Raw genomic sequence first — 24,582 nt, forward strand, 5'->3', positions numbered from 1 at the left:
GGACTTGCAATCACAAGGGAGATCATTGAATGCCACAACGGCGCAATTTCAATTCATGAAACACCCGGAGGCGGAACGACCATGAGGGTCGTGATTCCACGACACCCGGAGGTCGGCGGATAGAAACACAGAGGCGCAGATCAACACGGGATCACGTTCCTTCATAGTTCAAATCCGGAGATCGGTTGCAATGCCGCTGCGCCAAACTGCGTGAAGGAAGCACGACGATGCGGTTCAATTCTTTGACAAGATTCGCGTGTTCATTTTCAATGCTTGCGACTCTGAGCCTAGGCGTTGAATTGCTGACGGTGACGAGCGCACAGCCAGCGAATTTCGAAGGCGAAGAGATGGCGAGAGTCGTCGACCCGATCATGAATGAATGGCTCGCCCATGGAGGGACTGGCGCGGTCGTGGTCGTTACGCGTCGCGACGGCCCGATCTTCGCTAAAGGCTACGGATTTGCCGATTCGGAGACGAAGCGATTATTTACTCCCGACCGAACGCTTTTGCGTCCTGGATCAATCTCAAAGCTCTTCGCCGGCATCGCGGTGATGCAACTGGTTGATCAGGGTAAAGTGGACCTCGACCGGGATGTTTCCGACTATATCGGGTTCCCGATTTCGACGCCGCCAGGCGGGGAGGCGGTGACGCTTCGTCGCCTTCTCACGCATAGCGCAGGCTTCGAGGATCACATAAAGAACCTGTATTCTAGTGGGCCTAAGCCGATGGAGCTTGGACTCTGGGTTGCGAAGTCGCTTCCACTCCGGCTTTTTCCGGCAGGCAGTGTTCCTGCATATTCCAATTACGGCGTCGCTCTCGCGGGCTACGTTGTAGAGCGCGTTTCCGGCGAAGCTTACCCCGAATATGTCGAGCGGCACATTCTCAAGCCGCTGCGTATGGATCATTCAACTTTCCGCCAGCCCTTGCCCGAGCGGTTGGCGCCGCTTATGGCTAGGGGATATCGCGGGGCCGGCCGGCCGCCGCTAAACGATTTTGAAACCATACACGCCTCTCCAGCTGGCGCTCTCTCGGCAACGGGTGAGGACATGGAGCGTTTCATGCGCGCCCTGCTCAACGGAGGCCAACTTGACGGCGCGCAAATTCTCCCGCGCGCCCGGCTTGAGGAGATGTTGACGCCGAGTGATCGGACTGAGGCAGGTTGGCTCGGCCTCGTATTTTTCGGTCGGCGCATCGGAGGAGTCGAGGCGATCGGCCACGGGGGCGCGACTCAAGCGTTCTTCAGCGACCTCGAAATTTTCCGCGAACATGGCCTTGGCGTGTTCGTCTCGCGCGACGGATACAGCGATCAGAAGGTCGTACCAGACCCGGTGAAGGCGATCGTCGAACATTTTCTGCCGGCTTCGCCTAGCTATCCTACGTCCACTCGTGTGCGGCCCTCGCGCCTCGTTGGCGTCTACCAGTCGAGCCGACGTTCCGACTCGACCTTCTTCCGAATTTCGGCGCTTTTGGCGCAACGCCTCGTCACCGAGAACTCCGACGGAAGCCTGAGCTTTTCATCCGCGTCCTGGCCGTTCGGCTCCGGCGAGCAATTGAAGCGTATCGGGGAGAACGTCTATGAGAACTCGACTGGTCGCCTGCTTGAGGCCGTGGACGACGTAGACCCATATTTCGCCGCCCCAGCCCTCCGACTATTGCGAGTTCCCTGGTTCCTCAACGCGCGCTGGATCGTCCCGGCGGTACTCGCAAGCTCGTCGTTGATGCTGGCTACTCTTCTCGCTTACCCCGCCATCGCTCTATGGCGGCATTGGCGCAAGCTGCCTTCTCGCCATGGCGCGCGGGACCGTCGCCTCCAAATCGCGGTGCAGTTCTTTTTGTTGCTAGATATGATCGTGATCGCGGGCGCTGCTTTCATTTTCGCGAAGGTGGATCCCGGCCAACTCGACGATGAATTCGATCCCGTTCTACTCGCCATCTATGCGCTGGCCTGGCTTGGCGTGCTGGGCGCGGGCGTAGCCGTTTTCGCCGCTTTCGATTTATGGCGAAGACGTGTCGGCGGACTTTGGATTTGGCTCCATCAATGTGCTCTGGCGGCCAGCGCACTGATGATCGCTTATGTGTTTGTGATGTTCCATATCGCCGGAACGACTCTGAATTACTAAAGAGTTGCGCTCACCTTTGGTCTTCGTTGTCATTGAAAGCAAAAAGGCCTGTGAATTCAGTCGGGGGGATCGGCGGTAACGGACCTCCGCTACCATGTTTGTTGTTTATCTCAGTAATTCAGTTGGTTATCGTAAATTCCTACTCCTCCATTGTATGCAGAATTCCCACGAACCCGCTACCACATTCGCGCAAGATCGAACGGCGTCGCGGGTTTGGGCTGATTGATCGCGCTAGACTTCTCGACGCTCGACGCAACATGTTGCGGGATCAAACCGTCGCATCTCCGATCGCCGTGAAGAGCGCGACGGAATTGGTGAGCTGGTTAGCTTCGGCTTGTATTCTTATGGCAAGATAAGTGCGCTGCGCGTCGACGACGGGGAGCGCTGAGACGGCGCTGCGCTTTGCTGGGAACGGACTTTTTCGAGATCGGCGCGCGCAAAGGCTTCGGCGGCTTCCTTGGTCGTCGAGGCGTCGCTCTGCAGGGCGCGCGAGACGTCAGCGACGTTTTGAAAGGGGTTGACCCCGGCGCGGTATTGGGTTTCGGCAGCGCGGCGCAGGCGATCAATCCTACGGCCTTGGCTATTGTGATCCATTGCACAGAGCCTTCCTCTTACAGCAATGCTCGAGAAGCGGTCTCCGCGGCGGTGCTTGCCTTCAACAGGCGCCCGGCATGCGTAAATCGCGCCGCCCGCTTCCGCCACCAGATGTAGACTCCGCTGATCGAGAGAACCGCAACGAGCAGGCCCATGACGGAGACAAGGATATGCATGGGCCGACCAAAGACGGAGGCTGTGTGCAGTGCGCGCAACCATCTCGAGACTTTGTCGCCCGCGAGTTCGTGATCGCTCGACGGCAAAGAGGCGAGCCGAAGAGAGCCGTCATTCGCGTCAAAGAAAACGGTGGTTTGCGCATGCTCGCCAATGTCTCTGGAGCTGCGGACAGAATACTTATAGAAAGCGTGTCCTCGATCGAGGACCAACGCCTGTTCGTTCTTGATCTCAAAACTTTCGCGCGCCGCCAGCTCAGAGATCAGAATGCGGCCCCTGGCGTGCGCCGCCCGACATGAAAGGCTAGGCTCGCTGGTGCGTGCGGCGGGCGAGGGGAGACCCGCCAAGGGCTGCGATAACCCAAGCAACGCGCGCGTGACAGGCGCATAGACCTCATTGAGGTTGAACATGACGCCCGACCACGCGAAGACAAAGAGGAGCGCCCAAGTCCATAGGCCGGAAGCGCGGTGCACATCAAAGTTGATACGGTAGAAGCCTCCCGCCAACTTTATCAGCCAGGCGGAGCGCCAGCGCCGCCAGCAAGATTTGCCGCCGCCTTTCGTCTCCTTACGGCGCGCAACAGGAAGCGTCAGAAAAAACGCGACGAAGCAATCGACCGTCCAAATCAGCGCGACCGCGCCGAGAACATAGCGTCCCAACGCGCCGAAGGATGCAGGCGCCGCCAGCGCATAATGCAGCCGATAGATGAAGAAAAGGGCGCCTCGTCTTCCAAACGCGTTGCGATCCCACGCCCTCTCCCCGATCCGCTCGCCCGTATAGGGATCGAGATAAAGGAAGAGCAATCGTTCCGTTCCGTCGCTGTCTTTCGGCCGAACGCGAATCTCGTAGGATCGCCCGCCATCCAGGTGAAGCGGAGCCTCGTCGATTCGTGCGCCTGGATGCAGGCGCAGCGCTCGATCCCTCAACGTCAAGGGATCGAGCATCGGCGTCTCGCGCGGGGCGACGGTTAGCAGGTCGGGGTTGAGCAAGACATCCAAATCATCCCTAAACGCCAGCACGCTTCCAGTCAGTCCAACGATGACGAGAAACCCCGCCGTCGTCAGGCCCGCCCACCGATGCGCGCTCACGCAGAAGGCGCGGCTCACACTCAAAAGTCCACCCGCAGTTGGGCCTTGATCGTGCGCGGGGCGCCGACGCTCACCTGCAGAGGGCCCCTGAAGCCAGACGGGTAATATCGCGTGTCGGCGAGATTATCGACGTTCATTTGCCCCGTCAGCTTGTAGCCGCTGAAGTTCCAGGCATAGGAAGCCATCAGATTGAAGATGGCGTAGCTCGGGACATGGAAAGAGTTGAGGCTGTCGCCATAGGCCTTGGTGCGCCCATTCACCCCGCCGCCAAATTTCAAGCCCTTCAAGTCTCCGTCCTGCATCTCGTAGGTCGTGAAAACGCTGCCCATGTGACGTGAGACGTCCGGCGGCGTGAAGCCCTGGAAACCGTTGACGCTTACAGTCGTTCCTAAAGGATCCCTGATGACGCCGCTGTCTTTAGTGACGACGGAATAGATATAGGAATAGCCGCCGATGATTCTCCAGCCTGGTAGAATTTCACCCGAGACATCGAGCTCTATACCTCGATTTCGCACCTCGCCATTGATGATCCTGTATCCCTGCGACGCCCGCACCGGATCCGGATCAGGGACCGCAATGTTGGTCTTTCGCAGGTCGTACAATGCCAGGGTTCCGGTTAGTCGCTTATCGAAGAGCTCCGTTTTCGCGCCAACTTCCCACTGGGTGGCGGTCTGAGACGGCAGGATTTGCTGTTGCGCCGCCGGACCGGCGCGGCCGCCTGCGGCGCCGAAATTCTCCGTATAACTGCCGTAGACGCTGAATACTTCGATTGGGCGCCATAAGAGACCAACGCGCGGCGTCACGCGTTGTGAGTTATTCGCCAGGCGCTCGCCCTTTCCGTCGAAAGGATTGCTGTTACTGACCGCTCGATCATAGCGAGCGCCGGCCAAAAGAAAGAAATTATAGGGCAGGCGCATCTGGTCCTGAACGTAGAAGCCGAGCCATTGCTGGCGGGCGAGCGCGGTCAGGCCGGCATTTGAGTTCTTATACAACCAGTTATATGTAGGTGCGAACGTATACACTGGGAAGTTATAATTCACAGCTGACTGCGGGAACCGCGAGAACCCAAAAAATGAATTGAACGATCTATCCAGTAGATAGTCGCCCCCGATCAAAACCGTGTGCCCAACCCCAAGCATATCGAATTTCCCGGTCAAATCGAGATTCGTCGTAACGCTGTGACGCGCGTCATTGTTAGCGATCGCACTTCGATTGAGCAGTGTCGGGTTCTGGGCGTTGAACCCAGTTGGCACGACAAGAAATGAATGATCCTCGTATTGAAGTCCCTCGAAGCGATTGGTGAGAGTCCAATCGTTGTTGATGTTGTGCGACCAGTTGTAGCCGAATTTCAGGTAGTCTACGCGGCTGCTCGAATTTGCTTCGTTGAAAGTCCGACCACGCGGCAGAAAGGCAACCGGTCCTTCGCCGAAAAAAGCCGATAGAGGGTTGTATCTCGTATAGGCGATCTGACCCGCGTCGAAGGGAATGGCTTGATGGCTGTATTGGAGATTGACCGTGATTTGCGTCGCGTTCGAAATATTCCACTGAACGACAGGCGAGATGAAATAATTGCGGTAGTAATCGGTCTCTCGGAAAGTGTGGTCCAGATCGGCTTCGGCCGTGACCCGATATAGAATCGTCTCATCTTTTGTCATCGGACCCGTGGTGTCGAGCGTCGTGCGGTAGAAGCCATAGGATCCGAACGCCTGACTGACCGAGGTTTGTCGATACGCAAGAGGTTTCTTTGTAACGATATTGACGATGCCGCCGGGGTCGGCTCGTCCATAGAGAATCGCGGCCGGCCCTTTCAGCACCTCGACGCGATCGACATTGATGAGCGACGACGTTCCGGGCAGGGCATTTTGAATTCTCAAGCCGTCGACATAGACGAAATTCGTATCAAAGCCCCGGATTTGAAACCGATCGTTCCCGCCGACATAGGATGCATCGAAGGATCGAACGCCGCTAACATTGTCGACCGCTCGTGCAAGAGTCGTCGCCTGCTGGTCCAGAATGACCTGCTGCGGCACGACCTGTATGGATACGGGCGTGTCCATGATGGGGGTGTTCATTTTGGTCGCGGTTGTCGCGGTCTCGCGTCGATATGACGTTTTCTCGCGCTCCTGCGCCGACGCCTCGGACGATGAGGACGTCTGGCCGGCTCCCTGTTCGGGCGCGTGGCCCGAGCCGTCCCCCTGGTCTGAAGATGCATTGCGATCTACTCTCGCCCTGCCAACGTCGATCGTCGGGAGGCTTTGCTGGGCGAAAGCCGCATGAGAGAGAGTGAGCGCCGCTACGCTCGCCGAGGTCAGAAGAAAATAGTGCCGCATTGCAGTCCCGCCGCTTGTTCTTGGAAGTCTCAGGCTCCGATGGCCAGAGCTGGAGACTTCTCTTGTTGCGTCGGTAGAGATAGCACTGCCGAGCTTTCCGCCTTCTGTCGGAACCTTACGGGAATCTGTCAGCCCATCATTTCCTACTGCTGTTGCAATCGCGCCACATGTGCGGGAATGTGACGCATACTTCACATGCTCTGAACCTATCGACAGTCGTTCACCAAAACGGCCGGATCGATAGGACAGACGCTGCATGACGTCTTTGGCAGGGTGGCCTATGCGGATATTGATCGTCGAGGATGAGCCCGAAATCGCGCAGCTTCTTACTGAACAACTCCAGGACTCCGGGCTAGAATGCGATCGCGTTATAACGATCGCGGACGCCCTCACGGCGCTCAAATCCTTCGCATACGAACTCGTTCTGCTTGATCGGCGACTGCCTGATGGAGACGGACTCGCCGCGATCCCGCAAATCCGCGGGCTACGATCAAACATGCGGATCATTGTCTTGACTGCGCGTGACGCGCCGCTCGAAAAAGCCAATGGACTTGACGCCGGCGCAGACGACTACGTCGCAAAGCCTTATGACCGCGCAGAACTCGTCGCCAGGATAAGAGCGCGTCTCCGACAAACGAGCGCGACTGCGCTGCCGCCGATTCGGATCGGCGCAATTGCCTTCGACCATGGCACCGGCCAATTGACCATTGGGGAAAGGCCGTTCGTAGCGAACCGCCGCGAGTTCTGTTTGCTCGAGGCGCTGGTTCGGCGGGTCAACCAGGTCGCGCCCAGAAATGTCCTTCTTCAGGAAGTCTATGGGTTTGAAGAAGCCGTTCTTCCGGGCGCGCTCGATACACTGGTCTCGCGCCTGCGGAAGAGACTGCTAGAGCCCGACTCCAAGGTCGTGATCCACCTCGTGCGGGGACGCGGCTATCTTTTGACCGAAGATGTATCGTGAAGCAATCATCCTCCTTGACGCTGAGACTGTCGCTTTACCTGCTTGTTGGCCAATTTCTCTGCTTCGTCGCGATCCTCGCGATCAATCACACATGGGGCGTCATCGAGGGGAATGAAGCCTCGCTGACGACTTGGAACGCATTGGCGGAAATTCGGGTTCGAACGGCTGTAAATCGATCACTAGCACAGGCGCCGGACGGTTCGATTTACATCAATCCAAACGCATCGCTTCAATCGCTCATGGCGAAGCATCCCACAATACAATTCGCAGCTTTCGACCCAGAAACAAGCGCGCCCTTGCGTGGGTCCTCGCCGGAACTTTCAAATGCCCTGAGCGGGCACGGAGGGATACTCACCAATGAGATGGCGCTATTCAAGATTCGGGGCCTGCTCAATGGCCAACTGAGCGGACGGTATCACGCGGAAAAAACCCCGTTCGGCCTCGTGCTCGTGGCGACATATGGCTATGTATTCGAGTGGTGGGATTTTGCTTTCCATCTTTACAATGACGTCATCAACATCGGCGCTGTCTATGGCTGGTCAATTATCGCCGCTGTCGCAATTGGCTGGCTGACCTTGAAACGTGGTCTTGCGCCAATTGGGAATGTCGTCACCCGCGTACACAACATCGACACCTGGTCGCTGGACCAGAGAATTCCGCTTGAAGGCATCCCTGCCGAACTTGCGCCACTGGTGGATACGATCAACGAAGCTTTGTCGCGTCTTGACGCGGGCGTCTCCCGGCAGCGCCGATTTATCGCCAACGCCGCGCATGAACTGCGAACCCCGCTAACGATTCTCAACGCGCGCATTGAGAGTCCAGAAAAGCCGGGCTTCAAGGATCATCTCTTACGTGACGTCAAGCGACTGCGGAACATCGTCGAGCAATTACTTGCCTTCGCGCGGCATGGAAGAGACAATCCCGCCCTGAGAAGGGAAGTCGATTTGATTGAGTTGACACAGGGAGTCGTCGACGATCATGCGTTGCTGGCGATAAAATGCGGAAAAGGAATAGAATTTCAATCCATAGCACCTAATCAACTCGTATCGGTAGACCGACCGGGAATTGAAGGCATTCTGAGAAATTTGATTGATAACGCCTTACGCGCCGAACCGATCGGCGGAACGGTGATCGTTCGAGTAGGTCCCGGACGCGAGATAACCGTGGAAGACCATGGCGAGGGCGTTGCTGACGAGCACCGCGATAAAGTTTTCGAACCCTTCTGGCGAAAGGATGCCGCTACCCCTGGCACTGGGCTGGGACTTCCGATCGCGAGGGAAATAATGGAAGCGCACGGGGGCGGCATTGTCGTTACTGAGACCATGGGCGGCGGCGCTACGTTCAAATTATCGTTTCCCAAGGAGATTGATCTCCTCATAGCAGCGAGGGGGTTGGTGAAAGCCCGCGGAGCAAAGGAGAAATGTCTGCGAAAGGGGTTGTAGAACCGCTCGACATAGTCGAAGACGCCTGCCCGAGCTCGTCACGCGTGCGATAATTTTTTTCCCGATCCGCTCGGTCTTCAGCGAGGAGAAAAAGCTCTTCACCGCCGCATCGTCCCAGATATTGCCGGATCCGTTCATCGAGTACAGGGGGCTACGGAGAAAAAGTTTGCGTATCCCGACCTGACCTATTTGACTGGCCCAATGCCAACGGAAGCGCAAAGGTCAACAAGTTCAGTCGGGGGGATCGACGGTAGCGCTCCCCCGTTTCCTTCTATCCCCCCGTTATCATCTCTCTGAGTCTTACAGACAAATTGGAAGCACCGGCATCCGATTTGCGCGAGAAGATATCCTTTTCTTCGACACGCAGCGCGATCGACTTTCAACAACGGGATTGCGCAGCCATGGTCGGAATATGGACAAAGCCGGAAGGAACACACGGCCCAAGAGACCTCCGGACGCTGTTGCCGTCTTCAAGAGCGGCGCGAACAAGCACTCATGTCCTCCGAAGGACAAGGATTCGCGGCTGGATTTTCCTCGTCCACATCTTCACCAAACTGGCGCAAGTCAATTAGAAAAACCGGCCTTGCAAGTCGAACCGGATAGCGCGATTCTTCGTCTTGCGCGCGCTCTCGCTCGCCAAGCCGCGCGAGAAGATCATGCACGCGAGTGCGCTGACAGGGCCCGAGCAAATGAAACGTGCCGCGATCTACGCCCGCTTCTCGACCGATCTTCAGGATGAACGATCGATAGAAGATCAGGTCAGTCTTTGCCGAAAATACGCCGAGCGCGAAAGCCTCGATGTCGTCGCAATCTTTGACGACCGCGCACGCTCTGGCGGGTCCATCCTCGGACGTGATGGTCTGCTCGCACTCATGGACAAAGCGCGTGAGCGCTCGTTTGACGTAATCGTCGTTGAGGCTTTGGACCGTCTTTCCCGCGACATGGAGGACCTTGCCGGCATCCACAAGCGTCTGTCCTTTCTGGGCGTTGAAATCCGCGCAGTTCACGAGGGCGTGGTCAATACTGTTCTGGTTGGTCTTCGCGGACTCGTCGGACAGCTCTACCGCGAGGACAATGCGCACAAGGTGCGAAGGGGGCAGGCGGGACGTGTCGGCAAAGGCCTTAACGCCGGCGGCCTCACCTATGGTTACGCGCCCGTGGCCGGCGATCCAGGGAAACGCTCAATCGTCGAGGCAGAAGCGGAAATCGTTCGTCGAATTTTTCGCGACTACGTCGATGGGCACACGCCGCGCGACATAGCTCACGATCTCAATGCAGAGCGGATTACCCCGCCTCGTGGTAGGGCGTGGAACGCTTCTACGATCAACGGGAACATGCAGCGCGGAAACGGGATTTTGAACAACGAGCTTTACGCGGGCCGGCTCGTTTGGAACAAGGTCCGCATGGTGAAGGATCCGGACACGGGAAAACGAATTTCGCGCCCAAACGCCGAGAGCGATTGGCAAGCGACTGATGTTCCTGACTTAGCAATAATCAGCCGAGAGCTTTTTGAAGCCGCCCAGAAGCGAAAGAAGGCGCGCAGCGTCACGCATCCAAATCAGCAACGTCGGCCCCGTCATATCTTATCGGGATTGTTGAAATGCGGGGCGTGCGGCGCCGGGATGGCAAGCAACGGCAAGGACTCATCTGGACGCATTCGCATCCGATGCTCGTCCGCGACGGAAAGTGGCATATGCCCTGATCCCAAGACCTTCTATCTCGACACCGTTGAAGCGGCGGTCCTCAATGGACTGACCGCCGAACTCCGCCACCCCGAAGTCATCGCCGAATACGTTCGAACTTACCACGCCGAACGCAAACGGCTCGCCGCCGAGGCGGATCGCAAGCGTCTGCGGCTCGAGCGACGGCTCGGTGACCTTAACCGTGAGATTGACCGTCTGGTCGACGCCATCGCGAAGGGTCAGGGAGACCCGGCCGTTCTGGGTCCCAAGTCGACTCTTTTGGACGGCGAGCGCAAAAAGGTCGCCGCGGAACTTGCGGAGGCGGCTCCCTCCACGGAGGCCGTCGCCCTGCATCCGGCCATGCTCGCCCGCTACGAGGATCAGCTGACACGTCTTCAAGCCGCCTTGGCAGGCGGAATCAGAGACAGCGATACGGAATGTGCGGAGGCCATCCGCGACTTGGTCGAGACGGTCACCGTGTTCCGAGAGGGCTCCCGCGCCGGCGGCGTTCAGGTTGAGGTATCTGGCCGCTTAACAGCGCTGCTCGGTGAGCAGGCCTACCCCAACCGGGTCCGCGGAGTGTGGGGTAAGATGGTAGCGGAGGAGGGACTCGAACCCCCGACACAAGGATTATGATTCCTCTGCTCTAGCCGACTGAGCTACTCCGCCCCGAGCCGCCTGAGCGGTCTGGAAGAATTTGCGATATAGTTTGCCGTCCCCTCGCAAGTCAAGGCGGCGCGGCGAAGCGGCGCCTGCGTCGCGCGCGCCTCGACCCGTCGCGGCGGCGGCGGCCTTGCCGTTGGGCAAACCTTCAAGAGCAGGAGCCTTTCCTTTGCGGGCCCGCCATGCGAGAAGCCGGCGGAGCCCCGCCGGTCGGCGGCCGATGCCGCAGGCCGCGCGTTCGCTTGCCCGAAGCATTCCGGTTAGCGCCCATGTCGGTCAGACATCCGATCATCTCCATCACCGGCTCGTCCGGCGCCGGCACCAGTTCGGTCAAGGCGACGTTCGAACAGATTTTCCGCCGCGAGCGCATCGAGGTCGCCTATGTCGAAGGCGACAGCTTCCATCGCTATGACCGCGAGGAGATGAAGGCGAAGCTGGCGGAGGCGCATGGGGCCGGCAAGCACAATTTCAGCCATTTTGGGCCCGAGGCCAATCTGCTGCCGGAGCTGGAGACCCTGTTTCGCGAATATGGCGAGACCGGCTCCGGCCGCTATCGCCATTACGCGCATGACGAGAACGAGGCGGCGAGGCTTGACGTCCCGCCCGGGACCTTTACGCCTTGGGAAGAGCTTCCCGCCCATACCGACGTGCTGTTCTACGAGGGGTTGCACGGCGCTGTCGTCACCGACGAGGTCAATGTCGCGCGCTATGCCGATCTCAAGATCGGCGTCGTCCCGGTCATCAATCTGGAGTGGACACAAAAACTCCATCGCGACCGGCATTCGCGCGGCTACACGACCGAAGCCGTCACCGAGACGATCCTGCGGCGCATGCACGATTATGTGTATTATATCTGTCCCCAGTTCTCGGAAACCGACATAAATTTCCAGCGCGCGCCGACGGTCGACACGTCGAATCCCTTTGTCGCCCGTTCGATTCCGACGCCGGACGAATCGATCGTCGTCATTCGCTTTCGTGATCCGCGGGGGGTGGACTTCCCCTATCTTGTGGCGATGATCGCGGGAAGCTGGATGTCGCGCGCCAATTCGATTGTCATCCCTGGCAATAAGCTCGATCTCGCAATGCAGCTGATCCTCACTCCGAGGATTCTCGAACTGGTCAGACGCAGGAAAGGCGTGACGTGAACGACACTATACTGACGGCGGCCAAACAAACTTCAGCGGTGGCGGGCGCGGAGTCCGAACAGCGGCGCTACGCCAACGCCATTCGCGCCCTGGCGATGGATGCGGTCGAAAAGGCCAAATCCGGCCACCCCGGCATGCCGATGGGCATGGCTGACGTCGCCGCCGTGCTTTTCCAGCGCTTCATGAAGTTCGACGCCAGTCGGCCGGACTGGTCGGACCGCGACCGTTTCGTGCTTTCCGCCGGCCACGGGTCGATGCTGCTTTACGCGCTGCTCTATCTGCTCGGCTATCCGGGAATGGGCCGCAAGGAGCTCGAAAATTTCCGCCAGCTCGGTTCGCCGACGGCGGGCCACCCCGAATATGGCCACGCCGCCGGCATCGAGACGACGACGGGTCCGCTCGGCCAGGGGCTTGCGACCGCGGTCGGCATGGCGATCGCCGAGCGCCTCTCGGCGGCGCGCTTTGGCGACGATCTCGTCGACCATTTCACCTATGTGCTCGCTGGCGACGGCTGCCTGATGGAAGGCGTCAGCCATGAGGCGATCGATCTCGCCGGACATCTGAAGCTCGCAAAGCTCATCCTGTTCTGGGACGACAATTCCATCTCGATCGACGGACCGACGAGTCTTGCGACCTCGATGGACCAGATCGCGCGTTTCGCCGCCGCCGGATGGCATGTCGCCCATATCGACGGGCACGACCCCGAGGCCGTCGCCCAAGCGATCGCCGCCGCGCAGGCGGATCCTCGGCCTTCGCTCATCGGCTGCCGCACGCTCATCGGCTATGGCGCGCCGACCAAGCAGGGCAAGGAGAGCTGCCATGGCGCGCCGCTTGGCGCCGCCGAGGTCGATGGGGCGCGAGAGGCGCTTGATTGGCCGCATGCGCCTTTCGAACTGCCGGAGGACGTTCTGGAGGCCTGGCGCGCGGCGGGACGCCGCGGCGCAAAGGCGCGCGAAGCCTGGGAAGCGCGACGCGCCGCTTCGCCCAAAGGCGCCGCTTTCGAGGCCTTCATGAAAGCCGACGTCGCGGCGGAGGTCGCCAAGCCGCTCGCCGAGTTTCGCGCGACGCTTGCCCTAGAAAAGCCGAAACTCGCCACGCGCAAATCCTCGGAAATGGCGCTCGGCGTCATCAACGCCGCGACGCAGGCGACGATCGGCGGCTCGGCCGATCTAACCCATTCAAACTTCACAATCACCAAGGGCATGGGCGAGGTCGCCCCGGATGATTTTTCCGGCCGGTATATTCACTATGGCGTGCGGGAATTCGGCATGGCGGCGGCGATGAACGGCGTCGCGCTTCATGGCGGCTTCGTTCCCTATGGCGGCACTTTTCTCGTGTTCTCCGATTATGCGCGCGCCGCTATCCGCCTCTCGGCGCTGATGGGCCTGCGCGTCATCTATGTGCTCACCCATGATTCGATCGGTCTTGGCGAAGACGGGCCGACCCATCAGCCGATCGAACATCTGGCGGCGTTGCGCGCGATGCCCAATCTCAATGTATTCCGTCCGGCCGACGCCATCGAGACCGCCGAATGCTGGGAGCTGGCGCTCGCCAGCCGCCACACGCCTTCCGTCCTGAGCCTGTCGCGGCAGAACCTGCCGACACTCGAGCGGCCCGTCGGCGACAACCTTTCCGCCAAAGGCGCCTATGTGCTGCGCGAAGCGGCGGGCAAGCGCGACGCGACGCTGCTCGCCACGGGATCGGAGGTTGAAATCGCCCTCGCGGCGGCCGACATTCTAGGCGCGCAAGGAATAAAGGCCGCCGTCGTCTCCATGCCCTGCTGGGAGCTGTTCGAGTCGCAGTCCGAGGCCTATCGCGCCGAAGTGCTGGGCGGCGCCCCGCGCGTCGCGGTCGAGGCCGCGGCGCGGCTTGGCTGGGATCGGTGGATCGGCGAGCGCGGCGACTTTATCGGCATGGGCGGCTTTGGCGCCAGCGGGCCCGCGGCGGAGCTCTACAAGCATTTCGGGATCACGCCCGAAGCCGTGGCGGCGGCCGCCATCGCGCATGTGAAAACCGCAAGATAGAGCGGCGCAATGGCGACACGGGCGCCCAGCCCAGTCGCCAAAGCGCCCCGCCGGAGACCGGCAAGGCGCCCGAACGTCAGGGCCAGGCTGCCTGCGGTCCGTCAGTAAGACGCGAGGATCGGCGTCGCGCCCCAGTTGAAGTGGTAATTCACCCCCGCCCGCACGATATTGCCGTTGAACCGATCGGCCGACTGCGTCGCGGCGTAAAGGCCGATTCCCGGCGGGACGCGGATTAAAGCGAACGCATTCGTCACGCGGCCGAGATCGTAATAAAGATACTCGACTTTCGCGCTCCAGTTCGGCCAGAACATCCACTCGAGGCCGCCGCCCGCGGTCCAGCCGACGCGCGTGTCGCCATAGCTGCTCGCGCCGACGCCGAAGGGCGTGGTCGTTGAAAACTGGAAGAGGCGGAGGTCGTTGCGAATCCCGCCATAGGCGAGACCGCCAGTGCCGTAGATCAACAGCGTCGGCGTGAAGAGAAAGCCGACTCTGCCGCGAACAGTCCCGAGATAGTCAAGATTCCGACGCGCATCATAGGCGGTGAAGAATACCGTGGCGGCGAAGGGCACGGCCGTCAAAGCCGTCTTAGAGCCGCCGCTGGCGGCGACGCCTTGAATGTCCGTCTCCACGCCGACGAGGAAATTGCGCGCGAATTGCCAATTGTAGCCCGCCTGCCCGCCGCCGATGAATCCATTGTTTTGCGCGGGCAGACCGGCGTTCGCGCTCAACGCCCAGGTGAAGATGCCGGCGCCGGGCAGCAGCGGAGCTGACGTCACCAAATTATTGTTATTGTTTGAGAAAGCATAGCCGGCGTTGAGGCCGACATAGAAACCGGTCCAGATGACGGACGGCGGAACATAAACTGGCGGCGGCGCCTTCAGGGAGGGGAGGTCGGAGGCAAGCGCCGTTGCGGCCGACGCTGCGAGCGCGGCCGTTGCTAAAATGGATTTATTCATGACGTGGCCTCTCTATGCAGCAAACATTTCCTTGAGATGTGCCGCAGATTAGGAAATCAGCTCCCCATACAAACGGATCACAAACAGCAGCGAAAAAAGACTTTTTGAGCGCCGCGCCCATATAGAAACCATCGGCCATCATAAAGTTGCGCGGATTTTGACTGGACGTGATAAATCCGCAACAGCGCCGGCTCATGCAGACTCCGGTAACTGGGTAATGCGATAGGCCCTCCAACCCGCGAAGCGACGGCGCGGGCGCGGAGCCGGCCAAAGCGGGAATAGAGGAAGCGACAATGGCACTCATCACCCTGCGGCAGTTGCTCGATCACGCCGCCGAGCACGATTACGGGGTTCCGGCGTTCAACATCAACAATATGGAGCAGGGCCTCGCGGTGATGGAGGCGGCCGCGGCGGTCGACGCGCCGGTCATCATCCAGGCCTCGCGGGGCGCGCGCGCCTACGCGAATGACGTCATGCTCGCCAAGATGATTGAGGCGCTCGCCGCGATCTGGCCGGACATTCCGCTCGTCATGCATCTCGACCACGGCAACGCCGAAGCGACTTGCGCCAGCGCGATCCGCTTCGGCTTCACCTCGGTGATGATGGACGGCTCGCTCCAGGCCGACGGCAAGACCCCCGCCGACTACGACTACAATGTGCGCGTCACCCGCAATGTCGTCGACATGGCGCACTGGGTCGGCGCTTCCGTCGAAGGCGAACTCGGCGTGCTTGGCTCGCTCGAGAGCGGCATGGGCGAAAAGGAAGACGGGCACGGCGCCGAGGGCAAGCTTTCGCATGACCAGCTTCTGACCGATCCGGCTCAGGCCGAGGATTTCGTCGCGCGCACCAAAGTTGACGCTTTGGCGATCGCCATGGGCACGTCGCACGGCGCCTACAAATTCTCGCGCAAGCCCGACGGCGCCATTCTGGCGATGAAGGTCGTCGAGGAAATTCACCGTCGCTTGCCCGGCACGCATCTCGTCATGCACGGGTCGTCGTCGGTGCCGCAGGACTTGCAGGACGCTTTCAACGCCGCCGGCGGCGAGATGCCGCAAACCTGGGGCGTGCCGGTCGCCGAGATCCAGCACGGCATCAAATATGGCGTGCGCAAGATCAACATCGACACCGACAACCGCATCGCCATGACGGCGGCGATCCGCGGCGTTCTCGGCAAGAACAAGGGCGAGTTCGATCCGCGCAAATATTTGAAGCCCGCGATGGAGGCGATGCGCGCCGTCTGCAAGCAGCGCTATGAGGAGTTTGGCACGGCGGGGCAAGCCTCGAAAATCAAGCCGATCCCGCTTTCGGAAATGGCCAAGCGCTACGCCAGCGGCGCGCTCGATCCGCAATTCGCGAGCAAGAAGGCGGCGGAATAGGCTCGCATCCGCTCGGGGCGAGGGCCAAGCGCTTCAGCGGCGCTCCGCCACCAGCAGCAGAGAGGCGGGCGTTTCCGCCGACGGCGCTTTGGGCTCGATGATTTTCTTCAACGCCCACTTTGGGGCAAGCGCATCGACCCAGGAGGCGAGCGTTCGAGCGTAGTAAGGCATGGGCGCCCAGCCGGCGTCGTCAAATCCGTCAAAGCGCTCGACGCGCCATCCGTCCTCATAGGGCGTCAGACCGATCGGATGAAGCGTTTGTATGAGCAACCGGGCTTTGGATGTCGAGATCGTCGCGAGCGCACTGAGCAAAGTCTCAGCGCCGTCGTCAAGCAACGAAAAATTGCAGATGATCGTATCGAAATCCTTTCCGGCCCTCGCAGGCTTTTCCGTCAATTCCGCGTAGCTCAGAACGAGGTAATTCGCCCCGCCTTCCTCACGGGCGCGCGAGACGAGTTCGCTCGAAGCGTCGACGCCGATGATCTCAACGCAATCTCGGCGCAATTCCCGGCAAAGCCATCCCTCGCCGCAACCGACGTCGAGCGCCTTTCCGAGCCGACCGGCGCGCGCCGCCGAGAGGATAGCTGCGTCGGTCGCATCGCGCCGGCTGGCGATCGTTTGACCGCGCACCGCCGCCGTCCAACGTTCGGCGTTGTCGCGCCAGCTGGCGATCTGCGACTGTCTCGGATCGGTCATTGGAGCGCCCCACTAAGCCGCTGCTTCCGCTTTGCGATTCACTGTATCGCCCCAGAATATCGCCACGCCCGTTTTTCGTCGCGCCGCGCCTTCCCATCATGCTAATGATCGGGGAACCCAATCAAGCAGCCGCCATGCCCGACATACTCATCGCCCCCTCCATTCTCTCGGCCGATTTCGCGCGGCTGGGGGAAGAGACGCGGGCGATGGCCGAGGCCGGCGCCGATTGGATTCACCTCGACGTGATGGACGGGCATTTCGTGCCCAACATCACTTTCGGGCCTGCCGTCGTCGCCGCGCTGCGGCCGGTGACGACGCTCACGCTCGACGCGCATCTGATGATTTCTCCGGCCGACCCCTATATTGCCGCCTTCGCCGAAGCCGGCGCCGACGTGATCACGGTGCATGCCGAGAACGGGCCGCATCTGCATCGCTCGCTGCAGGCGATCCGCGCGCTCGGCAAGAAAGCGGGCGTGTCGCTCAATCCGGCGACGCATGAAAGCGCGCTGCAATATGTGCTCGACGACATCGATCTTATTCTGGTGATGAGTGTCAACCCAGGTTTTGGCGGCCAGAGCTTCATCCCCTCGCAACTCGACAAGATTCGCGCCATACGCGAAATGATCGGACGACGCGCTATCCGCCTCGAGGTCGACGGCGGCGTGACGCCGCTGACGGCGCCGCAGATCGTCGAAGCCGGCGCCGACGTGCTTGTCGCGGGCTCGGCCGCTTTCCGCGGCGGACAGGTCTGCTATGCCGACAATATCGCGGCGCTGCGGCGCGCCGCGGCGAGCGCCGGAGCCATCGCCGTTTGAGCGCGCCGCCCGGCCAGTTGATTGTCGCGGCGGGGCGCGCTATCGCCTCACCTGCGCGTTGGGGCGTCGCCAAGCGGTAAGGCAGCGGATTTTGATTCCGCCATGCGGAGGTTCGAATCCTCCCGCCCCAGCCATGCATTCCCGGAAGTTCAGACTGGACGCTGTCTTTGGGAAAAAGCCCGGATTTCCGGGGCGTTTGCACAGGGATCGGCGTCTCAGAGACTTTCTTGAGCCGGAAATCCCGGTCTCAATGGCGTGATTCCGGCCACAGTCTCAGTCGTCGATTTTACAATGTCCGGGATTCCTTGGTTGACGCCACCAGAGACTGGTTCGCTTCACGCGCAGGCTGGTTCGCTTCAACGCCGTTCGGTCGACGAACGAGATCCTTTCATTATGTCATCGGTTCCGGATCCGGACGCAATGGGGGAATGAGACGGCGCGGCGCGCAGCCAATTACCGTTGGACAAGGTCAGACTGGGGATTTTAGCCGAGGCCGAGCATTCGCTCTTGATCCGCCCAAGCATGAGGCAGAGCTTGTGTCAGGCTGGAGACTGTCACACCCGAAGGAACGGCGCCGTCGGCGATCGCCTGAACGACTTTCGGCGACAGGAACGCAAGGACGGCCAAGCGGCGGACATGACGCTCGGCGAGACCTTCGTGGGCAGCGATGTTGTCGAACGATGCGGTCTTATCCGAAAGGATCGTCTCCATCCATCCGCGCGAACGCGCGATCGCCTTCAGCAACGTCTCCCGCTAGCGCCTATTCCGGCATTGTCCGCATGGTGACCGCGGCGCAGACCGCCAAGGCCCCGTTTATCCGCATGGCGGATCGTTACGCGCTGCTGCTTCTGCCTGCCACGCTTTGTATTGCCGGAGCCGCCTGGTGGCTATCGGGCGACGCCGTCCGCGCGCTCGCGGTGCTCGTTGCGGCGACGCCATGCCCGCTGATCCTTGCTGCGCCGGTCGCTTTCATAGGAGGAACCTCGCAAGCGGCGCGCCGAGGCGTCCTTGTAAAGGGCGGGGGCCCGCCTCGAGACGCTAGCGCGCATCCACACCGTCATGTTCGACAAGACAGGGACTCTGACGGTCGGCGGCGCCCGCCTCGTCGCCGTCGAGGCCGCTCCCGGAGTGGCGCCCGACGAAGCGTTGCGGCTTGCGGCTTCGATTGAGCAAGCTTCGCATCATATTCTAGGAGCGACAATCGTCTCCGCGGCTCGCGGCAAAGGGCTTTCGCTCCAGGCCCCTCAGGACGTTCGCGAGGTGCTGGGATCTGGATTGGAGGGCGTCATAGAGGGTCGCAAAGTCAGCGTCGGCTCCCTCCAATTCGCCCATGGCGAAGGGCGATTGGAGGAATGGGCACGCCGGGCGGCGCGGCGCGCGTCCTGGCGTTCGGCGCTGACGGTATTCGTGGCCGTCGACGGGCGCGTGATCGCCGTTTTTCTGTTCGCCGACGAGTTGCGCAGTGAGACGCCGCGAGCGATTCAGGCGTTGCGGCGGGCGGGCGTATCCAGAATCGTCATGGTGACCGGCGATCGCGCCGAACCCGCCGAAACGATCGGGGCTGCCCTCGATCTCGATGCGGTGCTCGCCGAACGCGTTCCTTCCGACAAGGTTGACGCGGTCGTCATGGAACGGCGACTCGCTCCAACCTTGATGGTCGGCGATGGCATCAACGACGCCCCGGCCCTGGCCGCGGCCGATGTGGGCTTGGCCATGGGCGCGCGCGGCGCGAGCGCCTCTTCGGAGGCGGCGGACGCGGTCATTCTCGTCGATCGTCTCGATCGCGTCGCTGACGCGGTTGCGATTGCCCGGCGCACGCGGGCCATCGCAATGCAGAGCATCATCGCGGGGATGGCGCTCTCGGGCGTGACGATGATCGCAGCCGCTTTCGGCTATGTGACGCCGGTCGCGGGAGCGCTCTTACAGGAGGCGATCGACGTAGCGGTAATTCTCAACGCGCTGCGCGCGCTTGCGCCGCCCCACGCTCTCGGTCACCCGCCGATGTCGGAGGCGGCTGCGGCGATTCTTCGCGAGGATCACGAGAGATTAGCGCCAAGTCTCGAACGCTTGCGTCAGATAGCCGATGCGCTGGATGACGCACAAGGGGCCGAGGCCGAGGCGGTGGACTACATTCTGGAGGCCAATCGGATCATCGAAACAGTGATCGCCCGGCACGAACGCGAGGACGAGGCGACGATCTATCCGCGCGTGTCGAGCTACCTCAAGAAGGGCCATGGGTTGAGCGCCATGAGTCGCGCGCACCGCGAAATCTTGCATCAGGCCAGACTTTTGGGCCGCCTATCGGATGGGCTACGGCCGAGCGACGTTGAGCCCTATCTGGTCCGCGACGCCCAACGCATCATCGAGTCAATAGAGTCCCTCGTGCATATACACAACGCGCAAGAAGAGGACATCTACGAGGACGCCGCAGCGCAATTGGATATCGAGTCGCAGGCGCCTGACAAAGGGCCGAATACCCACGAGAACCGTGGCGCAACGGCGTTCGAACGAGCGCTCGAACTCGCCTCCGATGGCGGACGACGTTGGCGAATGTCCGCAGGCGTGCTCGTCATCCTCGCCTTCGCCGCCGCCGGCGTTTATCTGAGCTGGGATTACTTTGCTCGCCTTCGCCAAGGCGCTCCGGAGCCCGAGAGCGCGTGGAGCGAGATCATGACCGCGCACATCACCAGCGACTCGTCGGCCATCGGCGTCCTCACCTCTGGCGTCATAGACGTCGTGTTTTGCGATGTCGGGTCGATCGTGAAGGCCGGACAAGTTTGTGCGCAAATCGACGCGCGCCCATACCGGTTCATTGTTGAACGCGGCAATGTTGATCTCAGCTTGGCCAACGGACGGCTGGAGAAATCCAGGGCCCGCCTGGCCCGTGCGCGAGCTAAGTATGAGCGAAATCAGGGCCTCTTTAAGCGCAAAGCTATCGCGCTCAGCGCGCTAAAAGTCTCGCAAAATGCACTCGAGCAAATGCGAGCCGAGGTCACCGACGCAGAAGCTGCTGCCGATTTAGCCCAAGCGGCGTTCGCCGCCGCTCAGAGCAATCTTGAGCACACCTCCATCGTTTCGCCGATCGCGGGGACGGTCGTCGCCCGGAACGTGGCGGTTGGCCAATCGGTCGTCGCCGCGCAGACGGAGCCCTTGTTTCGCGTCGCTGCGGATCCCGGCACTTTGAAAATCAATGTCACCGCCGATTCGCGAGTGGCCTACGCGCTACGACTGGGTGACGCGGTGTCGGTAAGCCTCGAAACGGATTTGAGCCATCCGTTTGTCGGAAGACTAACGCAAATTTCGCTTAACCCGAAACCGAGCGAAGCCAACGCGAACTATGATGTTGTCATCACCACGACAAATCGGAATCTCCGGCTCAAGCCGGGCATGACCACAACGATTCGGATCATGCCCAGCGGCGCGCATCGGCCCACAAAAAAATAAGTGTCTTCGTCGCCGTCATGATGACTCGGCGACCATGCTTCTCAAGGCTGGCGCTCACCGAGCGTCCGGTTGCGCTCGGGAGCACTCAATCGCAGCGATCGTGTCTTGTAATTGGTCGTGGACTCGTTCCCCGGGGGACGGCCGCTCTTAGCGCTTTGCGGGAACATTCGACTGATACGTCTCTTGTGCTGTTGGCGGCATCTCCCATTCGCCGATTGCTGACACAATTTGCCGTATCGACTGTCACCATTCGACTCAAATTTGCCGAGGTGAGGACCAAGTCGTTTGATAGAGTTCTGCGGAACGATCGGGGGAGGCCCTCAATGCAATGGCGCAATTCTCAGCATGGCTATGGCGCAGCCGTGCAACTAGTTCATTGGCTTTCGGTGCTCCTTGTGGGCCTCGCTTGGGTCCTTGGGACCGTGGGCGAAGATCTTCCTCGGGGGAGCACCCGGGATCTCGGAGAATTTGTTCATGTTTTTGCAGGTGAGTTGATCGCCATCCTATTGATCGTTCGTATCGGCTGGCGTCTCATCGACCCGCCGCCGCCTCCGGAATCGACGCCCTTGGGAAGCCTGGGCGATATTGCCGCCAAGGTCGTCCATGTTGCGCTATATGCGTTGCTGGCCGCTGTGATCGTCTTTGGCGTCGCGACGCAATTCGCGGATGGAGACGCGCTTTCCTTACTTGGGATTGTCGATATCGCGTCGCCATGGATAAGAGACAAAGGCTTTGCGCACAACATGAAGGAAATTCATGAGGCTCTAGCGAATGGACTTATCATCCTCGCCACGATCCATGCCAGTTCGGCATTGATCCATCACTTCGTTTTTCGTGATCGCACTCTGGGCCGAATGGCGCCACGTTTCTCGAAGTCTCGCTAAGCGAGAACGACAACTCAAATCGACCCTGCAGCGTCCGCTTGTGGCGCCACGCCGACTTTGCCGAACGGACTTGGCATCGGGAAATTTTGACCCTGAACGGTTATTATCACTCCGGTTAAGTCATAGGCAACCGTTGACCTCAACGCCAAACTTTTGGCCGTTCATGCAACGGCCAAAAAGGACTTGAAATCCCTCACTGCGCTATAGCTATGATCAATAGAAAAGGTCGTTTTGAAACCCTATTCTCATCAAAATCCTATCGTCAAAGGAGTATGCGCGATGAATCTCAAGGCCATATTTGCACTCACGCTGACGCTTGTCCTGGCGACTACGACTACATTGTCGGCCGCTGCACTTGAGGATTTCTATGGCGTGGCGATGGCGTCCTGCGTTCCGACGGGCCAGACGTCTGCTCAGTCGGTCCTGTTCAATTCGGCCGCTGAAGCGTCCTTCCGGGACGGAGGTACAGGTGAGATCATCCTGACCTGTCCCATCCCGCAAACGCTCAGCCGGATCACCCTGATGACGGTAAGATACAAGGATGACGGAGCGCTCAATGAAGGTTCGCAAGTCGTGACCGCATTGAGACAAAAGAGATATGTTTTCAACGGGATTACCGAGGGCGTCGACTCCGCTCCCGAGACGATTGCCGAGACTGATAGCAATGCATTCGTCCCTCCAGTCGTATCCCCGCAAGGGTACAGGGACCACCAAAAGAATGTGAGCCCGACGAATGAGACGCTGACCTTCGATCACCGCAAATTTTTCTATTACATCCAGGTCAACATGCGCCGGCCGGGGGGCACTACCGGCCCGGTCACCGTGGCGTACGTCACGCTGTTTTAGACGCGGTTGCCGGTCTCCCTGGCATCGCGCGCATGGCGTCTAATCGGCCTCAGGCGGCCCGTGGGCGAGTGTTTGCCCGGTTACTAGCTGATCGCACTCTCAAAACGAACCTCGGGCGCTATGGCGCCGCCTTGAAGGCGCTCGATATCGTCGGGACGGTCGCCGAATGCCCGCCCGCTCGGAAAGACTGACGTCCAAACCCGACTTTTTCCAGCTACGCTGGAAGCTGTAAGTTTTCCTTTTTAACTTCATTTCGACTGAAGATAGAGGAGGACGGCTGGTTGCGCGCCGTTGCACTTGAACATTCGCCCTCCCCCGGGGGCGAGCGCGTGCGAGGCACCTCTCCTTCGACAGACTCGGTGAGCTCAGCGCCTCGCAGATCAATTCAGTCATTCAGCGGGGTGAAGCCCGGGTTCGCGGTTATGAGTTAAGGCCCAGCGCAGGGCGGCCATAAGGCCCACGAACCCGATGGCGTAGAGGATGTAGTCGATCTGATTCCAGAACGTCGCCAGCCCAATTGTCACCGCCTTCTCGCCCGTGAACGCACGCCCCGTCTTGTCTACAACAGTCACGACGACCTTATATCTACCCGCAGCAGCGACGTCGCGCTCGACGGTTAGGATGCCGTTAGTATTCGGCTTTGGCTCGACGGCGAAGACAATACCTCCCTTCTCATCGACCAGTTTCAGTCCAAGCGGCAGATCGCGCGCGTTGGCGTCTACAGGCGTTAACCCAAAGACTGTCGCACCAGTTTTGAAGATGTCGTCACAGGCTTCCTGTTCCTCACCATAGCGCTGATATGCGCTGAAATGGACCGCGTAGGGACCTGCCTGAACCGTGCAGAAGTCCTTTTCCAAAGCGACCCCGTCATGCGCCCAAGCGCTGGACGCAAAAAGCATGGCGGCGACTGCCATGAAGATGGTTTTCATGTTGCACTCTCATCGTCTCAGACACCCCGACGACACGTGGATGTCAAAAAAGGATATCGCTATCGTCACGTTCGTTCGCAAGGAGCCTGTTTGTCGCAGAGAAACGCTCGTTGGCGCACGCAGTCGCGGCATCAAAGACGAACGTTTTTGAGACTGCATTCCAAGAGGCCTCGGCGGCGACGCGGAACGTCATTAAACGGAAAGGGACCGATTTAGCGTCGATTCCGTCGCGCCTCAAGCCCCACTTGAAGTCGAACAGGAACATGTTTTGCTGACGCATCCGATTTTCGGCGCTGGGGGGGCTGCAAAGAAATAGAGAAAAGTTTTCCACTGGGGATTGAAGTAAAGCATGTGGGAAGCGACCAGATGCTATTGCCAGACATAAAACAAGATAAGAGTCGGTATCTTCACTCAAC

Annotated in this window: 19 protein-coding genes, 2 tRNA genes and 3 pseudogenes; 14 read left to right on the top strand and 10 right to left on the bottom strand. The window is 60.2% G+C overall.

What is annotated here, in order from left to right:
* The first annotated feature begins 9 nt into the window (after window positions 1–9).
* A complete protein-coding gene (locus QZ964_RS21630) occupies window positions 10–123 on the top strand; it encodes a hypothetical protein (protein ID WP_367119299.1) in 114 nt (37 codons plus the stop codon).
* 146 nt (window positions 124–269) lie between these two features.
* A complete protein-coding gene (locus tag QZ964_RS17375) occupies window positions 270–2,120 on the top strand; it encodes a serine hydrolase (protein ID WP_292533080.1) in 1,851 nt (616 codons plus the stop codon).
* Between the two features lie 342 nt (window positions 2,121–2,462).
* Here QZ964_RS17375 and QZ964_RS17380 read toward each other — a convergent pair whose 3' ends face one another.
* The 3 genes from QZ964_RS17380 to QZ964_RS17390 are packed head-to-tail and all read right to left on the bottom strand — an operon-like array spanning window position 2,463 to window position 6,564.
* Window positions 2,463–2,714, bottom strand: coding sequence for a hypothetical protein (locus tag QZ964_RS17380; RefSeq protein ID WP_292533082.1), 252 nt, complete (start codon window positions 2,712–2,714; stop codon window positions 2,463–2,465).
* A 17-nt stretch (window positions 2,715–2,731) separates the two neighbouring features.
* Window positions 2,732–3,994, bottom strand: a complete 1,263-nt coding sequence (locus QZ964_RS17385) for a PepSY domain-containing protein (protein WP_292533083.1) — start codon at window positions 3,992–3,994, stop codon at window positions 2,732–2,734.
* A 2-nt stretch (window positions 3,995–3,996) separates the two neighbouring features.
* Window positions 3,997–6,564, bottom strand: coding sequence for a TonB-dependent siderophore receptor (locus QZ964_RS17390; protein WP_292533085.1), 2,568 nt, complete (start codon window positions 6,562–6,564; stop codon window positions 3,997–3,999).
* A 22-nt stretch (window positions 6,565–6,586) separates the two neighbouring features.
* Here QZ964_RS17390 and QZ964_RS17395 point away from each other — a divergent pair, with 22 nt between their 5' ends.
* Window positions 6,587–7,264 carry a response regulator transcription factor gene (locus tag QZ964_RS17395; protein WP_292533086.1) on the top strand — a complete coding sequence of 226 codons (678 nt, stop codon included), beginning with the start codon at window positions 6,587–6,589 and terminating at the stop codon, window positions 7,262–7,264.
* 362 nt (window positions 7,265–7,626) lie between these two features.
* Window positions 7,627–8,706 (top strand): HAMP domain-containing sensor histidine kinase, encoded by a 1,080-nt coding sequence (locus QZ964_RS17400; RefSeq protein ID WP_292533151.1) that lies wholly within the window; start codon window positions 7,627–7,629, stop codon window positions 8,704–8,706.
* On the opposite strand, the pseudogene QZ964_RS17405 reads toward QZ964_RS17400, so the two are convergent.
* Window positions 8,685–8,847, bottom strand: a pseudogene (locus tag QZ964_RS17405) (IS3 family transposase); the annotation flags it as partial. The gene QZ964_RS17400 and the pseudogene QZ964_RS17405 overlap by 22 nt on opposite strands.
* Before the next feature lie 548 nt (window positions 8,848–9,395).
* Here QZ964_RS17405 and QZ964_RS17410 point away from each other — a divergent pair.
* The gene (locus QZ964_RS17410; RefSeq protein WP_292533152.1) at window positions 9,396–11,024 is read left to right on the top strand and encodes a recombinase family protein; all 1,629 of its coding nucleotides are present in this window, start codon (window positions 9,396–9,398) and stop codon (window positions 11,022–11,024) included.
* Here the strand turns inward: QZ964_RS17410 and QZ964_RS17415 are convergent.
* Window positions 10,981–11,057 (bottom strand) — tRNA-Met (locus QZ964_RS17415). The two genes, QZ964_RS17410 and QZ964_RS17415, sit on opposite strands and share 44 nt — an antisense overlap.
* A 263-nt stretch (window positions 11,058–11,320) precedes the next feature.
* Between QZ964_RS17415 and QZ964_RS17420 the strand changes: the two genes are divergently transcribed.
* Window positions 11,321–12,196, top strand: coding sequence for a phosphoribulokinase (locus tag QZ964_RS17420; protein WP_292533088.1), 876 nt, complete (start codon window positions 11,321–11,323; stop codon window positions 12,194–12,196).
* 11 nt (window positions 12,197–12,207) lie between these two features.
* On the top strand, window positions 12,208–14,220 hold the full coding sequence (gene tkt, locus QZ964_RS17425; RefSeq protein WP_292533154.1) for a transketolase: 2,013 nt from the start codon (window positions 12,208–12,210) through the stop codon (window positions 14,218–14,220).
* A 101-nt stretch (window positions 14,221–14,321) separates the two neighbouring features.
* On the opposite strand, the gene QZ964_RS17430 is transcribed toward tkt, so the two are convergent.
* Window positions 14,322–15,176: an outer membrane beta-barrel protein gene (locus QZ964_RS17430; protein ID WP_292533090.1), complete on the bottom strand. Its 855-nt coding sequence runs from the start codon at window positions 15,174–15,176 to the stop codon at window positions 14,322–14,324.
* Between the two features lie 293 nt (window positions 15,177–15,469).
* Between QZ964_RS17430 and fba the strand changes: the two genes are divergently transcribed.
* A complete protein-coding gene (gene fba / locus QZ964_RS17435; RefSeq protein ID WP_292533091.1) occupies window positions 15,470–16,552 on the top strand; it encodes a class II fructose-bisphosphate aldolase in 1,083 nt (360 codons plus the stop codon).
* A gap of 33 nt (window positions 16,553–16,585) precedes the next feature.
* On the opposite strand, the gene QZ964_RS17440 is transcribed toward fba, so the two are convergent.
* Entirely contained in the window at window positions 16,586–17,248 is a 663-nt protein-coding gene (locus QZ964_RS17440) for a bifunctional 2-polyprenyl-6-hydroxyphenol methylase/3-demethylubiquinol 3-O-methyltransferase UbiG (RefSeq protein WP_292533092.1), read from the bottom strand.
* Between the two features lie 134 nt (window positions 17,249–17,382).
* On the opposite strand from QZ964_RS17440, the gene rpe reads away from it, so the two are divergent.
* Both rpe and QZ964_RS17450 read left to right on the top strand, forming a co-directional pair.
* Complete coding sequence (gene rpe, locus QZ964_RS17445) at window positions 17,383–18,063, top strand: ribulose-phosphate 3-epimerase (protein ID WP_292533093.1); 681 nt, start codon at window positions 17,383–17,385, stop codon at window positions 18,061–18,063.
* Window positions 18,064–18,122: 59 nt separating this feature from the next.
* Window positions 18,123–18,197 (top strand) — tRNA-Gln (locus tag QZ964_RS17450).
* A gap of 349 nt (window positions 18,198–18,546) precedes the next feature.
* Here QZ964_RS17450 and QZ964_RS17455 read toward each other — a convergent pair.
* On the bottom strand, window positions 18,547–18,807 hold the full coding sequence (locus QZ964_RS17455; protein ID WP_292533159.1) for a hypothetical protein: 261 nt from the start codon (window positions 18,805–18,807) through the stop codon (window positions 18,547–18,549).
* Here QZ964_RS17455 and QZ964_RS17460 point away from each other — a divergent pair.
* From QZ964_RS17460 to QZ964_RS17475, 4 genes and pseudogenes are all read left to right on the top strand, one after another.
* Window positions 18,795–20,499: pseudogene (locus QZ964_RS17460) on the top strand (heavy metal translocating P-type ATPase); the annotation flags it as partial. The gene QZ964_RS17455 and the pseudogene QZ964_RS17460 sit on opposite strands and share 13 nt — an antisense overlap.
* Window positions 20,500–20,766: 267 nt before the next feature.
* A pseudogene (locus QZ964_RS17465) lies at window positions 20,767–21,507 on the top strand (efflux RND transporter periplasmic adaptor subunit); the annotation flags it as partial.
* A gap of 185 nt (window positions 21,508–21,692) precedes the next feature.
* A complete protein-coding gene (locus QZ964_RS17470) occupies window positions 21,693–22,391 on the top strand; it encodes a cytochrome b/b6 domain-containing protein (protein WP_292533095.1) in 699 nt (232 codons plus the stop codon).
* Between the two features lie 279 nt (window positions 22,392–22,670).
* Complete coding sequence (locus QZ964_RS17475; RefSeq protein ID WP_292533097.1) at window positions 22,671–23,237, top strand: hypothetical protein; 567 nt, start codon at window positions 22,671–22,673, stop codon at window positions 23,235–23,237.
* Between the two features lie 389 nt (window positions 23,238–23,626).
* Here the strand turns inward: QZ964_RS17475 and QZ964_RS17480 are convergent, their stop codons facing one another.
* Window positions 23,627–24,166, bottom strand: a complete 540-nt coding sequence (locus tag QZ964_RS17480) for a hypothetical protein (protein WP_292533099.1) — start codon at window positions 24,164–24,166, stop codon at window positions 23,627–23,629.
* 43 nt (window positions 24,167–24,209) lie between these two features.
* A complete protein-coding gene (locus QZ964_RS17485) occupies window positions 24,210–24,581 on the bottom strand; it encodes a hypothetical protein (RefSeq protein WP_292533100.1) in 372 nt (123 codons plus the stop codon).
* Between the last annotated feature and the right edge of the window lies 1 nt (window position 24,582).

It is taken from the genome of Methylocystis sp. (assembly GCF_021731785.1).
In the GTDB taxonomy this organism is placed as follows: domain Bacteria; phylum Pseudomonadota; class Alphaproteobacteria; order Rhizobiales; family Beijerinckiaceae; genus Methylocystis.

Bases quoted from the DNA above. Each gene is read 5' to 3' on its own strand.
- QZ964_RS17375 (WP_292533080.1), top strand. From the start codon at position 270: ATGCTTGCGACTCTGAGCCTAGGCGTTGAATTGCTGACGGTGACGAGC.
- QZ964_RS17380 (WP_292533082.1), bottom strand. From the start codon at position 2,714: ATGGATCACAATAGCCAAGGCCGTAGGATTGATCGCCTGCGCCGCGCT.
- QZ964_RS17390 (WP_292533085.1), bottom strand. From the start codon at position 6,564: ATGCAGCGTCTGTCCTATCGATCCGGCCGTTTTGGTGAACGACTGTCG.
- QZ964_RS17395 (WP_292533086.1), top strand. From the start codon at position 6,587: ATGCGGATATTGATCGTCGAGGATGAGCCCGAAATCGCGCAGCTTCTT.
- QZ964_RS17400 (WP_292533151.1), top strand. From the start codon at position 7,627: ATGGCGCTATTCAAGATTCGGGGCCTGCTCAATGGCCAACTGAGCGGA.
- QZ964_RS17410 (WP_292533152.1), top strand. From the start codon at position 9,396: ATGAAACGTGCCGCGATCTACGCCCGCTTCTCGACCGATCTTCAGGAT.
- QZ964_RS17420 (WP_292533088.1), top strand. From the start codon at position 11,321: ATGTCGGTCAGACATCCGATCATCTCCATCACCGGCTCGTCCGGCGCC.
- QZ964_RS17430 (WP_292533090.1), bottom strand. From the start codon at position 15,176: ATGAATAAATCCATTTTAGCAACGGCCGCGCTCGCAGCGTCGGCCGCA.
- fba (WP_292533091.1), top strand. From the start codon at position 15,470: ATGGCACTCATCACCCTGCGGCAGTTGCTCGATCACGCCGCCGAGCAC.
- QZ964_RS17440 (WP_292533092.1), bottom strand. From the start codon at position 17,248: ATGACCGATCCGAGACAGTCGCAGATCGCCAGCTGGCGCGACAACGCC.
- rpe (WP_292533093.1), top strand. From the start codon at position 17,383: ATGCCCGACATACTCATCGCCCCCTCCATTCTCTCGGCCGATTTCGCG.
- QZ964_RS17475 (WP_292533097.1), top strand. From the start codon at position 22,671: ATGAATCTCAAGGCCATATTTGCACTCACGCTGACGCTTGTCCTGGCG.
- QZ964_RS17480 (WP_292533099.1), bottom strand. From the start codon at position 24,166: ATGAAAACCATCTTCATGGCAGTCGCCGCCATGCTTTTTGCGTCCAGC.